11 protein-coding genes and 1 other RNA gene are annotated in these 13,604 nt (G+C 30.4%); 3 read left to right on the forward strand and 9 right to left on the reverse strand.

All coding sequences use genetic code 11. The features are described 5' to 3' along the window. Positions 1–43 precede the first annotated feature (43 nt). From HN587_05810 to gyrA, 6 genes are all read right to left on the reverse strand, one after another. Positions 44–520: a hypothetical protein gene (locus HN587_05810; GenBank protein MBT7903353.1), complete on the reverse strand. Its 477-nt coding sequence runs from the start codon at positions 518–520 to the stop codon at positions 44–46. Positions 521–720: 200 nt separating this feature from the next. After that, positions 721–1,071, reverse strand: coding sequence for a nascent polypeptide-associated complex protein (locus HN587_05815; protein ID MBT7903354.1), 351 nt, complete (start codon positions 1,069–1,071; stop codon positions 721–723). Positions 1,072–1,156: 85 nt separating this feature from the next. Then, on the reverse strand, positions 1,157–1,336 hold the full coding sequence (locus HN587_05820) for a preprotein translocase subunit Sec61beta (GenBank protein ID MBT7903355.1): 180 nt from the start codon (positions 1,334–1,336) through the stop codon (positions 1,157–1,159). 140 nt (positions 1,337–1,476) lie between these two features. Continuing rightward, an RNA gene (gene rnpB, locus HN587_05825) (RNase P RNA component) lies at positions 1,477–1,794 on the reverse strand. 29 nt (positions 1,795–1,823) lie between these two features. Next, a complete protein-coding gene (locus HN587_05830; GenBank protein MBT7903356.1) occupies positions 1,824–3,053 on the reverse strand; it encodes an RNA methyltransferase in 1,230 nt (409 codons plus the stop codon). Between the two features lie 8 nt (positions 3,054–3,061). After that, entirely contained in the window at positions 3,062–5,851 is a 2,790-nt protein-coding gene (gene gyrA, locus HN587_05835) for a DNA gyrase subunit A (protein MBT7903357.1), read from the reverse strand. Between the two features lie 294 nt (positions 5,852–6,145). Between gyrA and HN587_05840 the strand changes: the two genes are divergently transcribed. Then, a complete protein-coding gene (locus HN587_05840; GenBank protein ID MBT7903358.1) occupies positions 6,146–7,018 on the forward strand; it encodes a hypothetical protein in 873 nt (290 codons plus the stop codon). Between the two features lie 180 nt (positions 7,019–7,198). Next, positions 7,199–7,762 carry a hypothetical protein gene (locus tag HN587_05845; GenBank protein MBT7903359.1) on the forward strand — a complete coding sequence of 188 codons (564 nt, stop codon included), beginning with the start codon at positions 7,199–7,201 and terminating at the stop codon, positions 7,760–7,762. 148 nt (positions 7,763–7,910) lie between these two features. On the opposite strand, the gene HN587_05850 is transcribed toward HN587_05845, so the two are convergent. Further along, a complete protein-coding gene (locus HN587_05850; protein MBT7903360.1) occupies positions 7,911–9,974 on the reverse strand; it encodes a hypothetical protein in 2,064 nt (687 codons plus the stop codon). 225 nt (positions 9,975–10,199) lie between these two features. Here HN587_05850 and HN587_05855 point away from each other — a divergent pair, with 225 nt between their 5' ends. Next, complete coding sequence (locus tag HN587_05855) at positions 10,200–11,321, forward strand: GNAT family N-acetyltransferase (GenBank protein MBT7903361.1); 1,122 nt, start codon at positions 10,200–10,202, stop codon at positions 11,319–11,321. A 23-nt stretch (positions 11,322–11,344) separates the two neighbouring features. Here the strand turns inward: HN587_05855 and HN587_05860 are convergent, their stop codons facing one another. Further along, entirely contained in the window at positions 11,345–12,022 is a 678-nt protein-coding gene (locus tag HN587_05860) for a phosphatidylserine decarboxylase (protein ID MBT7903362.1), read from the reverse strand. Between the two features lie 5 nt (positions 12,023–12,027). Next, complete coding sequence (locus HN587_05865) at positions 12,028–13,563, reverse strand: phenylacetate--CoA ligase family protein (GenBank protein MBT7903363.1); 1,536 nt, start codon at positions 13,561–13,563, stop codon at positions 12,028–12,030. Between the last annotated feature and the right edge of the window lie 41 nt (positions 13,564–13,604).

Consider the following 13,604-nt stretch of genomic DNA (forward strand, 5'->3'; position numbering starts at 1 on the left):
TATTCGCCCGCAAATATCAATTAATCAATTTTGCAATTTGAATTTATGACTCGTGCTTTATGATTATATTCTCAATTTTCTTTAAAAATGCATTTGCCTTTTTGATGTACTGTTTCATTTCAGATAATGAAATTTCTTTCATCTCATATTTGTCTGAACAGATAACAAATTTATTATTGCGAGAAAATTCAACAGGACTGTCTTTATGAAACTTAACAAACTTTTTTAAGTCCAAAATTAAATTAATCTCTTCAGTTGAAAAATTATGTTTTTTAGCTAAATGTAGTTTGAATGAATTATATTTTGAATCGAATGATTCCTGGAATTGAGGAATTTCTTTTTGGTCTCGCATAAAAAAAAGTAAAGCATCAAGAGAATAAGATGTTGAAACAAAAATGTTTTCTAGTACTGCTAACAATAATTTAGGATCTTTTACCATAGGATATGTCTGAGTTAGCATGTGATCTGCAACTTGAATTTTTTTTTGTGCTGCAGATAAAGATTGCGAGTAGGATTTCATAAAAAAAAAGAAAGCAGAGAATGTTTAAAAAGGTTATTGTTTATATAATTATTAATTTAAAATTTATTAAAATTTAAATTTGTAAATACTTAATTAATTTAGCTAAGATTAAATAACTAACATAAAAAAAAGAAAAATGAATAAAATAAAAAAAGAAATTAGATTGTCATTTAAACAAAAAGTTTAAATAATTATTAAATTTACTCGTCGGATTGTTCTTGGATATCAATAATTGCTTGAGCTAAATCTCCTTTAGCCGCTTTTAATGCATTCATTGCATCTTCTTTTTGAACTCCTGTTTGATCTATAACTGTTTGAATATCGTCTTCATTAATTTCAGGTTCAGTTGATACTTCCCGTTCATGAATTTCGCCAGAAATCTGAAATGTTTCTTGCCCCATCATTTTAACTTTTGCAACCTGAGGATTAACTATAATAATTTCTTTATCAGCAGTTTTGATAATAACTTCAGTTGCAGGAATATCTACTTGAGAAACACCCATCTTTTTCATCATTCCTTGCATTTGTCTTGGATTAACACCTGGAAACATAATTAAACACCCCGCATATAGTATTTACTATAACATATTTATAACAATAAAAAAATTTGATTTTGATAAATTTACTCAAATTACCTTAACTAGTTACTGTAAATGTGCCACCCATAACATGTAAAAGAAGAATTATAATCATAACTACAATACATACTATGACAACATGACCTGGTTTAATTTGAATACTTGATTTATAATCATCAAAATATCTTGTTAAACCGCCAATTCCTGAAGGCATTGATACTTTATTTGATTTTGACATAAATTTCTAGAAAAAGAGGGAGCTATTTAAAGGTTTCTGATCTAAACAACTGCTATAACACCCCAATAGCCAATTAACAATGAATGTTATCTAAAACACCTAATTTAGCTAAACCCCTAATGGGAGTTAAAAAAAACGTAGGACCAGAATAAGCCATCTTCTGTAAAATCCAAACAGAACTATAATATTCTGCGATGATTTTTCTTGACATTTTACTTAGCAGCATAATGCTTTGCACCAGCCTAGGACTCGCCGTTTCATCCCTTCCTTAAATAATGTCTGGAGGTTAACTGAATTTTGTTGCCAAAATCTTCGCATCCGTCATCCTAAATTTTAAGGTGGTTTCGTTTCTGAGCCGTTGCCAACCATTTCTGATTCTTACTTTAGTAAGTGGCAAAATTAGGTGGATGGACTTTCCTCAGTTGTGTTAAACACTTCCGTTAGTCAAGTTCTAATCCTACAAAATAGAAAAAACGCAAAGGCACTTTTAAACTTTTTCAAAAACTACAAAATGAATAGGATCTTTTCCTTGAAAAACTATTTTTGATGCAGTCATTTTAAAATCATTTTTCTCAGCTATATCTTTTAATGCATTTTTAGTTTTCAGCATAAATCCTATTTTACCCTTGGATTTAAGAACATGTTTTGAGACATAAAAAAATTCAGAATATAGTTTATCAAAATCTGCTTGATCAAAAGTCCTACAAAGCCTAGGTGGATTTGAAATAATAAAATCTACTGATTTTTCTTCAAATTTAGTATCTAACCATTCAACTTCAGTTCTAGAAAAATTAAGAATTTTATTGACATTTGCAAGTTTAGCATTTTTTTCTGCAGCCCTTACATTTTTTTGATTTTCATCAAATACGAAAATTTCAGATGTTAAATTCGCAGGAGAGATTTTTTCTGAATCCATCTCTTCAAAAAAAGAATTACAATCAACATTCTCAAACAAATTAAACTTTTGAAATGCAAATTTTGGTTTAGCAAAAAAGTTCACAGAATAACTCGATAAAAAACAAGCAGATTCAATTCCCGTAGTTCCTGATGCGCAAAATGGATCTAACACGACCATTTTAGTTTTTTGAATTTTAGATTTATTTTTTTTAAGTTTTGACTCAGGTTTAAAAACTTCTTTTACAGATGGAGTTAACCCAGTAAATCTAGCTAAAGAATAAGCTAACGTTCCTTTAATTGAGTCTAGATGATTAAAAATTCTATAATCTCTTTTACTTACATCAAACCCAATAAAATTCAATCCTAAATATAACTCATTGTCGAAAATATAAACAAAAATAGGAATATCTGGATCTGATAACTTAACTTTTGACTCAACTTTATTTTTTTTGAGTTCATTAAAAATAAATTCTCCAACTTGTGCACCAATATCTTGCGATGTAAAATCATGAGAACCTATTCTATTGCATGAAACTGCAAATGTTTTATTAAAAAATAAGTTTTTTGGAAATTTGCCAAAGTCAAGTTTAGATTTTAAATCTGCTAAATCTGTGAATGAAAAATTTTGAAAAAGTAGCCCCGCACTAAAAATTGATTGTGCAGAATAACAAAATTTCGCTAAATCAGTTAATTTATCTTTTGGCAAATCAAACAAGTTTATTCCCGATTCAAAAGATTTACTTTTGACATTTAATAATTCTTGAATTTCTAAAGCAGTTATATCTGAATTGCCTACATGAGTTAAAGAAAACGCTTTCATTTTAAAAATTACTCCACCTGAGACTCAGAATCTGAAATTGGTTCTTGAGTTACAGTTGAGGCGTCATTTGATTCTTTTGTTGAATCATCACGGTCACTATCAATATCGCTGTTATTATCAGCATTGCTTTTAGTATCATTACCTAAATCATCATTGTTAGTTTCATCTTCTGAATTATCACTATCTTCTTTGATAATTTTTGCAGCATCAATTACCGTATCTCCCGCACCAATTCTCATAAGACGAACTCCTTGAGTATTCCTACCAATAATTGAAATTCCTTTAACTGACATCCTAATAATAATTCCATTTTTAGAAATAAACATTAATTCATCTTCTTCATCAACACTCTTTACTGCAATTGCGCAACCATTACGCTCACTACAAATAATATTTCGAACTCCAATTCCTCCTCGGCCTATCAAACGATAATCCCCAACAGGCGTTCTTTTACCATAACCATTTTCAGTAATTGTAAGAATACATTTTTCTTCTTCTGCTTTGATCATTCCAATAACTGAATCTCCAGGTTTTAATTTAATTCCTTTTACACCTGCAGCATTCCTACCCATAGGCCTTACTGCTTGTTCATTAAATCTTGTAGCCATACCATTTTTAGTTGCTAAAATTAAATTTAAATTTCCATCTGTTAGTACTACTTCTTTTAGTGTGTCTTCAGAATTTAGAGTAATTGCACGAATACCGCCTTTTCTAGGTCGACTAAATGCAGAAAGTTCTGTTTTTTTAACAATTCCTTTTTCAGTTGCAAAAATTAAATAATGTGAATCATCAAATTCTCTAACCGGTTCGAATGCAGAAATATATTCATCTTTATCTAAACGAAGCAAGTTCACAATTGCTTTTCCTTTGGATTGTCTAGATGTTTCTGGAACTTCATATACTTTTAACCAATAAACTTGACCTTTATTTGAAAAGAATAAAACTGTTGAATGTGTTGATGCCACAAATAAATGTTCAATAAAATCTTCTTCTTTTGTTCCTGCAGCAATAATTCCCTTACCACCTCTACCTTGTTGGCGGTAAGTGTCGACAGAAAGACGTTTGATATAACCACTATGACTAATAGTTACTACCATATCTTCTTCTTTAATCAAATCTTCAATAATAATATCAGAGTCATCTCCTACAGTAATTTCTGTTTTCCTAGGATTTCCAAATTTATCTCTAATTACTATTAATTCATTTTTTATTAATGCAAATATTTTTTCTCTAGAAGCTAAAATAGCTTTAAGATCTTCAATTAAACTCATTAAACCTTTGTGTTCTTCTCTAATTTTTTCTTGTTCTAATGAAGATAGTTTTTGTAATTTCATATCCAAAATTGCTTTTGCTTGAATTTCAGATAACGAATAATCAGTCATTAAAACTTGTTTTGCATCTTCTGCATTATCACTTTGCTTAATTTTTTGCACAATTGCATCAATATCTTCAAGAGCAATAATTAAACCTTCAAGAACATGTGCTCGTTCTTCTGCTTTTTTTAGATCAAACTGAGTTCTTCTTCGCACAACTTCTTCACGATGATTAATGAATTCTTGTAATGTTTGTTTAAGATTAAGAACTTTTGGAACTCCCTTAACTAAACTTAGATTAATAACTCCAAATGTTACTTGAAGCCTGCTGTGTTTGAAAAGTTGATTAGTAATAACTGCAGGGTTTGCATCTGATTTTAAATCAATAACAACTCTAATTCCTGATTTATCAGATAAATCTCTAATATTTGAAATACCTTCAATTACTTTATTAGAAACAAGATCTGCAATTTGTGCGATAAGATGACTTTTATTAACTTGATAAGGAATTTCAGTAATAATTATTCTGTGTTTATTTTTGCGTTCTTCAGTGTCTAATTTTGCCCTAACTTTAATTCTTCCTCTACCATAAAGATATGCACTTTGAATTCCTGCAGTCCCACAAATAATTCCCCCTGTTGGAAAATCTGGACCTGAAACAGTATTCATTAATTCTGCAATTTCAAGTTCGGGATTATCAATTAAATTAATAGTTGCATCACAAATTTCATTCATGTTATGAGGAGGGATGTTTGTTGCCATTCCAACTGCAATACCGCTACTACCATTAACCAAAAGATTTGGAAATTTGCATGGAAGAACTAATGGTTCATCAAACTCACCTGAAAAATTAGGTGAATAATCAACTGTGTCTTTATTTATTTCAGAAAGAAATTCGTCAGATAATTTTGATAGTCTTGCTTCAGTATAACGCATTGCTGCTGCTGAATCACCATCAATCGAACCAAAGTTACCCTGCCCATCAATTAAAGGATATCGAAGTGCAAATGGTTGAGCCATCCTAACTAATGAATCATAAATTGCTGAATCACCATGCGGATGAAATTTACCCATAACTTCTCCTACGATTCTTGCTGATTTTTTGAATGGTTTACTATGAGTCATCCCAAGACCATTCATAGCGAATAAAATTCTTCTATGAACTGGCTTAAGTCCATCACGGACATCAGGAAGTGCTCTTCCAACAATAACTGACATAGCATAATCTATATATGATCTTTTCATCTCATCTTCAATAAGATTTTTTTTAACTCTAGGATCATCAATTATTTGAGGCGTTTTTTCGCTATCAACTAACTCTTCGTCATCAAAGTCAGATTCATTCGAATCAGAATTATTGTCATCAGAATTGTTAGCATCAGCTTCAGAACTATTAGAATTAATTTCTTCTTTGTTTTCTTCGTTTGTTGAAGATGAATCTTGATTTAAATCTTCTTCAAAATTATTAGAATTTTCTTCAGCCATTTTAGTTTTAAAATCTCAATTTATAATATAAATATAATACTTCAAATGAAAAAGGGGTTGTTTTTAAATGTTTTGGTTGTTTTTTTCAAGCAAATGATCGCTCATTTATCAAGATCATTTTCTACGCGTTTGCAGGCCATTTAATGATCTCCGAATCAAATAATTGATTACTCAATAAGCTAATTATTTAGCGATACCAATAACCCTTTAATGAGCTTACAACTCCCAAAAATTAAATGCCAACGCACACCAAAATTAGAAAAGTATAAAAGTCAGACAAAACATCCAATTTGTATGAATGTTAAAATGAATATACCAATACCAACGAAAAAAAATGAAAGCAACAGATTAAATGATCTGAAAAAATATGCACCCATGATTTTACTTGCAGTAATAATTATTGGATCTGGGTTATTTTTTGTATTACAAGATAATACTGGAGGATCTCAACTTACCAGTGCAGTAGTTACTGATTCAAAATCACTTTTAACTGACGGCGAGACAATAACTTTTGAAGATACAGGCGCGAATAACTTAACTGATACCACAATTGATTCAATAAATAACTCCGATGCACGACCAAATGACGCAAGTGCTGCAGAAAAAAATGCAAAAATTATCGACGAAGAATATGTAAAACGAATAGATACAGAAATAATGTTTGATCAAATACCTTCACTCAATAAAGAATCAAAAATTAAATCAATTGTTTTAGAATTCACTGATTTGACAACAAAAATCAATGTTAATGATGACCAGTTAGAATTGAATGATTTAAATAAAGCAAAATTAGAAATTACTAACTTTGATGGCTCAATAAAACTCGATGAAATTGGATTCTCACTAAATGGTGTTGCTGAGCGAATTGAAGTAAACAATATTGCTCTTGCAACAAAAGAAAAAATTAAACTAAGTTTTACCAATCTAAATTATGACACTGTTTTTGTAAAAGAAATTAATTTCAAAAATATAGAATTATCAAAAGGAAATGGAGTTATAGAAATTCCAGAAAAAATGACATATTATTTGAAAGGGGATATTCTTTTAATAGAAGATTTTTTTGGCGATCTTACAATAGATAAAGAAGAAGACCAGAAATTTAATTTAGAAGGTGGAGTTACCGATATTGACGTTAATGGCAATACCATGAATCTTAATTTGCGTTAAAAACTCCAAATTACAGTTTAAAGCTATTTTTAATCATTTTTTTTCTTTTAATTCAAAATTTGAGTAGTTTAAACAGAGTTAGGTATATTCTGCAATATAACAATATTTAAAAAGAATTATTGATTAACCAGTAGTAATAAATCTTAAATTTCAGAAGAAATTGAGGGAGGGTATTAAAAAATGGCATTAGAATCAATAGTACAAGTATTATTAATCGAAGACGATCCACAAATGAGAGCGAATGCAGAACAGACTTTAAGTTTGCAAGGAATTAATCCAGTAATGGTTGATCCAGCTCAAATAATGAAATACGAACAACCAGGAAATAAAGGAAGATTAGTTGTTAATCAAGAATATTTAGCTGGTTTTGAAGAACAAGCAAATCTAAACGGAAATGATGGTAAAATCGTTATGTTCGTAGATTTAAAATATGATTGTTTAAAAACAGCAGATGGATCTCCAATACCTTATTCAGGAATTGATTTTGTTCGAGAGTTAGCAGAATTGAAAGCACAAACTGGAGATAAATATGATTGGATTGATCGAGCAATCGTCCTAACAAGCTTATCAGGACAAGTGAAAGATCCAACAGATTTTATGATGATGAATGAAGCATTACCAATTTCAGTAGTGCACAAAGATGTCGAAAATAAAACATATAGTGAGATGGTTTCTGATGTTTATCACGCACTACAATCAGAAAAGACTGCACCGAAAGTTGCTAATGATCCAACTAACTGGTAAGTTTCATCTAAAAATTTTTAAAATTTTTTCTTTACTCTTTTTTCTCAATATCTAAACTAAATTTAAAAAATTCTCTAGCTTAAATTAAACTAGCCCATTTAACACCACAAAATAAATCAACACAAATTAATAAGAAATAAAAAAATAATCAAAATAGTATTCTAATTCTCGCACCACTCTCGCCCAGACTATCATACATAATTGCACCCTTATGCGCATCTTTAATAATGTTATAACTTGCGACAGTCCCAACACCATGCCCCCTATCGCCCTTAGTTGAACCAACACGCTCACCCCTAGTAAGTTTTTGTGCAATAACTGGATCTAGCACGCCCGACTGATTAATAATAGTCATAACTTTAGCACCCATTCGTTTTACTTCAATTCGCGCATACCCCCCAATTGACGCATCCAAAACATTGTCCAAAATATTAATGTATGCTGCCTTTAAATCCCTGGGACTAATTTCAACTTCAACATCAGGCCCAACAGTAAGTGAAATATCAACTTCAGATGAATTTAAAACCCTCGCATCAGAAATTACCCTATCTAAAAATTCAGCATAATTAACTTTTTCTTTAGGAACTTCAATTTTTTTACCCATAATTAATTGAGCATAAGTATACGACGATCCCGATCTAGAAAGAACTTTTTGTATGGATTCTAATTCACCAACATATTCAGTTCCTGAAAAACCCTCAACAATATCCCCAATTTTTGCTTCAAGAGAACTAGAAGTTTTCAAATCATCTTGAGATAATTCAAAAGGAACCTCCCCTTCAGCAATTAAATAAATTTGTTTTAGACGAGCCAAACAAACCATTCTAACTGCTGCCTGATCATTTTTGATATCGTGAGCCCAACCCATTAATTGATTTTGATAAGTATAAAGTCGATTTACCTCTGAAAGACTACCTTCTAATTCTCGACGAAGACTTTCTTTTTCTCTTGCTTCAAGAGCTGCTTTCTTTTCTGCTTTAAGTTGTCGAGTTTCTGCTTCGTGACGTTTTTTTTCTTCATTAAAACGCCTCTCTTGTTCATCCAATAATTTGACATTTCCGATTGCCTGTTCATTTGCAAGCTTTCTTAAAAAAGTTTGATTATCTTCAAATGCCTGTTGAAACTTCTTAGCACTCCCAATATTTGAAAGCCCCGCTAAAACAACAAAAATACCCCCTCTAGTTTGATAATAAAAGTGATCAAAACATGCTTCAGAATTATAAAATTGACCTGCCCTAAAAATTCTTTTTTCATTAACATAAACATCTCGCTCACAAAGAATTGCAGTGTTAGGTAAATCATCCCTATCAGCCATCATTCTAGAAATCGGACTATAGTGCACACCTTCAACAGGCGCTAGAACTCCCTCCAATTCACTCAAACTAACTCCTTTAGATTTTTCAACTAATTGTTGCATTTCAAGTAAAGAAACTCGTTTTCCAAAATATTCAGTCGCATTTCCATCCCCAATAAATAATTCTATCCCCTCTGATTCCAAAGACAAATTAGCTCCAAAAAAAGTATTCATTGCAAGCACCGTATCCTCAACTCTTGATTGTGAATGTGTTGGAACACAACGCATAACAAATCTAGGAGAATTATAAAAACTAACATTCCTAGGTGCTGATGCAGTAACAGACTGAGTGAATTGCTCATCAAAAATAAGCGGGACGATATCATATTTACCAAACTGTAAAGACCCCCCCTTAACTGCACCAATTTCGCGCATATCTAGCAAAGTATTTAGTTCAGCATCAAATGTATGAGTTCTATGTAAAATTGCCTCTGGGTTGCCCATATACTTTGCAACAACTCCTAATTTTTGAGAATACCTAAACGCCCTAGAGGTAATTTCCTTAAAAATTTCAGGATTGTCAGTAACTTTTAATATATTTTCAATTATAGTTTTACGCAAAGGAAAATAAGGAACTTTACGATCTGGCGTTGAAATAAAATCAATAAGACTTGAATCAGAAGTTATATCCACCCCTGCAGACTCGGCAATTGAAACTAAAACAGGTTCGTCTCGCATGCCATCTAACAGATGAAAATGTTGAATTGCTTCTGCGAAATGCTCTGCTGAAGATAACCCCGAATTGTTGTCCCTTGCTTTTTTTTTGTCTAAACCAATTAATATTTCAGTAAGAGAATTAAAATATAATCTAACACTATGGCCACTAATTGTTAATTCTGCATCATTTGAACTTGCCATAAATATACGAATCCCCATTGGAAATAAAGCTTTGTTACTTTTGGGTAGTGTTATTCTTTTATAAATATTTTGATTTATTTAAAAATATAAAAGAATATATATTATTAAGTTTATAAACACAATAATGTATTAAGAATAATAACTCATCCACACACTTAAAACCCAATTCGCAAAATTAAAAATCAATTACACTAATTAAACTTAATTAATCTGAATCTAATCAAAATGGCCAAAATACAAATAAAAGAGGTTGATTTAGAACTCTTAGATGCATTCATAGACTTCCCAAACAAAGTATATTCCAAAAATAAATATTGGGCCAAACCAATCAAAACAGAACAAAAAAAGTTTTTTGACAAAAATAGAATTCTTTGGAAAAATGTTTCAAAAAAACTATTTCTCGCAGTATTAACAAAAGAAGATTCTACAGAAGAAATTGTTGGACGAATCGGAGCATTTATTGATAAAAAATATTTGAAACAAGAAAAAGTAGGATATTTTGGATTTTTTGAATCAATAAACTCAATTGAGGTTGCAAAAAAATTAATCAAAGCCGCAGAAACATATTTGAAACAAAATAAAATAAAAAAAATGAGAGGGCCAATTAATGGAACCATTTCATATGAGACCGGACTTCTTATCAAAAATTTTGAAGAAATTTCGGCACCGCTCATGAATTTTAATCACAAATATTATTCAAAATTACTAACTCAAACAGGCTTGATCGAATATAAAAAATTATTTTGCTATAAAATTAATCTTAAAACACTATCTTTTGAAAAAATTAAAGACTCCCTAAAAGAAGGATTCGGATTTAGAATGTTAAAAATCCAACAATTAGAAAAAGAATCAAAAATAATGGCAGCAATCATAAATAAAGCATTCATTGCCACAAAACACTTCCAATTTAGAAAACATGACCCCCGAGAGTTTTTAGAACAATGCTTAGGACTCAAACAGTTATTTGATAAAAAATTAACATTTTTTCTCGAGGATAAAATAAATAAAAAAGAATGCGGAATTGTTGTTGTATATCCCAATTATAATATCATAATTAAAAACTTAAATGGTAAATTAAATTTGTGGAATAAAATTAAATTTATGCTTGAAAAGAGAAAATTAAAAAAAGCAAAATTAGACATAATTGCAATTCATCCAACTTATTTCCACAAAGGTCTTGGAAAACAAATGATGAATCAAGTTTTAACAAACTTAAAAAATAAAGGATTTGAAGAACTTGAGTATTCATGGGTTCTTGAAGACAATATTGCTTCAATAAAACTCGCAGAACATTACGGCGGCAAAGTTAATAAAACATATGCACTATATGAGAAAAAAATAGAATAAATTTTCTAACTTAAAATACAAACTTAATCAATAACTTTTGCAAGAATACTTTCTCCTGCTCTCACATTATCTCCTTCTTTAACGACCAATTTAACGTGTTTAGATGGAACTAAAACATCAACTTGTGAGCCCATCTTAATCATCCCAAATCTTTGACCTTTACTCACTTTTTGATTCTTTTTAACCCAGCACACAACTTTATTCACTGCAAGATCTGCAATCTGAATAACATATACAGGAAATTTATTTTGAATTAAAATAATATTTCTCTCATTTTCCCACATGTGTGTTGAAAATTTATGAAACGGTCTTAAGTTTAGCATTGTTCTTAACCACATCAAAGTCATAGGCAAATTTTTATGCTGATAATGATGAATTTTTTTAACAGTGCCTGCAATTGGTGCTCTATTAACATGAACGCTGAAAGGATTCATAAAAATTCCTATCAAATATTTTTCTCCCCTAAGGTGAGTTTTAACACTCTCCTCTAAATTAATTTTTCTTCCACGTTTAATTGGTATGGGGATTTCATTATGCTTAACTTTTTTGACATAAACTATTTTCCCATCTGCAGGAGACACTAAATTTTTACCTTTTGGAACTATCCTACCAGGATCCCTAAAAAAGAAATAAAATCGCCAATACCCCCACAATAAGAATAAAAGCACAAATAAAATTATGAAATAAGATAAAAAAGTCATTATGATCACACATACCTAATTTTAATCCCACTCTTATGAGGATATTTATCAAATTCGAAACAGTTTATGATTAATGGATTCTTCCCAGTTTTTTCTTCTAAAATTTCAAAATTAAGAGGGAAATCAGTACTCAAATGCATAAAAAAAGAATGGATTGCTTCATGAAATTTAGCAGCATTATCTTTTGACTTCTTAATATTTTTTCTTAATTGAATATCAATTTGTAAAAAAGGATTATGATCTTTATCATACATTTTTATCAATTTAAAAGTTCCAGTTGTAAGTTTTGATAAAAAATCATTAGAATAAATTAATTCTTGAATGTACTGAGGATAAATTAATTGGCCAATAAAATTAATCGTCCCATCAGATCTTCCGACTACGAATAAGAACGGAAGAGGTGCTTTAATTTTAAGATCTATATTTTGTTCTTTTAATATTTTATTAAGTTCAACAAACGAAATTGGCTTACCCACATCATGAATATTATATCTTATAAGAGGTAGCGAGGCTTTAAGATCGCAATTAGAAAAAACAAGTTCATCTTTTTCAGTATTTTCAATAAAAAATTTAGTTGGGTCGTATTGGAATAGCATAGGCAATGCAGTCGCATAATCTCCAAAAAGTGCAGTTTTAAGTTTGGAATTTGTTAAACATAAATATCTCAAATATGCAGATTCTTTCGTCTCATTAATTCCAGTTACGCCAAGATCTGATGCGCCAAATGCAGAAAAAATAAATCCTTTTTTATCATCTCCCATCGAACTTCCAAGTAAAGAATGCATATACTGCCGCCATTCTTCAGTAAACGCCTCCGCTCCCAGTAAAAGATTAACTTGACTTTTTTTAAAATCAATTCCCCTCTCAATACCTTCTTCAACGAGGTTTTTTATGAAATGTGGAGTTCCTGCAAAAATAAATTGATCATATTCTTCTTTTAAATCATTGAAAATATCTAATGTTTCTTTTGAGTCTGCTCCAGGCGCAATAATACTGCACTTGTCAGATCCAATCATCAACAAATCAACACCACTCACCCAAGAACCTAGCGCAAAACAATCAATAAGCAATGTTTTAGATTTAGTCACGCCAAATAATAAGTCTAAACCCAGCGACGCAAAATGTCTAGATTCAATTTGTTCACTTCTAGATTTAGCCCAAGTAGACGAGTGTCCAGTATAACCAGAACTTCTTGCAAGAAGACCGCACTGACTTAAATCCCTATCAATGCATAACTCACTCATCTTTGTTGCAGTTTTAATATAGCTAACTTTAGAAATAATTGGAACTGTTGCAAAATCTTTAAATGATTTAATTAGTTTAGGATTAATATTTTGATTAGATAAAATTTGAGAATAATGTGGAACTCGCAATGCTGCACGGTGAAAACTTTTCAAAACTTTTTTTTTTGAAAGATATTCTAAATCGCTAGGATTTGAATTAAGAATTATATTCTTCATAAACTTAACGTCATTAGCTTTAATATCCATAAAAAAATCTGAAACTTCCACGGGAAGATATTTCATAAGACGAGAGATCATGTTATATACCTACTTTTTAAACCTATTTAAAGCTTTCTAAA

Source organism: Candidatus Woesearchaeota archaeon (assembly GCA_018675335.1).
Lineage (GTDB): Archaea > Nanobdellota > Nanobdellia > Woesearchaeales > UBA11576 > JABJCP01.

What these genes read in the sequence shown, in the direction of transcription:
- HN587_05810 (MBT7903353.1), bottom strand. Translation starts at nt 520, where the DNA reads ATGAAATCCTACTCGCAATCTTTATCTGCAGCACAAAAAAAAATTCAA.
- HN587_05815 (MBT7903354.1), bottom strand. Translation starts at nt 1,071, where the DNA reads ATGTTTCCAGGTGTTAATCCAAGACAAATGCAAGGAATGATGAAAAAG.
- HN587_05820 (MBT7903355.1), bottom strand. Translation starts at nt 1,336, where the DNA reads ATGTCAAAATCAAATAAAGTATCAATGCCTTCAGGAATTGGCGGTTTA.
- HN587_05830 (MBT7903356.1), bottom strand. Translation starts at nt 3,053, where the DNA reads ATGAAAGCGTTTTCTTTAACTCATGTAGGCAATTCAGATATAACTGCT.
- gyrA (MBT7903357.1), bottom strand. Translation starts at nt 5,851, where the DNA reads ATGGCTGAAGAAAATTCTAATAATTTTGAAGAAGATTTAAATCAAGAT.
- HN587_05840 (MBT7903358.1), top strand. Translation starts at nt 6,146, where the DNA reads ATGAATGTTAAAATGAATATACCAATACCAACGAAAAAAAATGAAAGC.
- HN587_05845 (MBT7903359.1), top strand. Translation starts at nt 7,199, where the DNA reads ATGGCATTAGAATCAATAGTACAAGTATTATTAATCGAAGACGATCCA.
- HN587_05850 (MBT7903360.1), bottom strand. Translation starts at nt 9,974, where the DNA reads ATGGCAAGTTCAAATGATGCAGAATTAACAATTAGTGGCCATAGTGTT.
- HN587_05855 (MBT7903361.1), top strand. Translation starts at nt 10,200, where the DNA reads ATGGCCAAAATACAAATAAAAGAGGTTGATTTAGAACTCTTAGATGCA.
- HN587_05860 (MBT7903362.1), bottom strand. Translation starts at nt 12,022, where the DNA reads ATGACTTTTTTATCTTATTTCATAATTTTATTTGTGCTTTTATTCTTA.
- HN587_05865 (MBT7903363.1), bottom strand. Translation starts at nt 13,563, where the DNA reads ATGATCTCTCGTCTTATGAAATATCTTCCCGTGGAAGTTTCAGATTTT.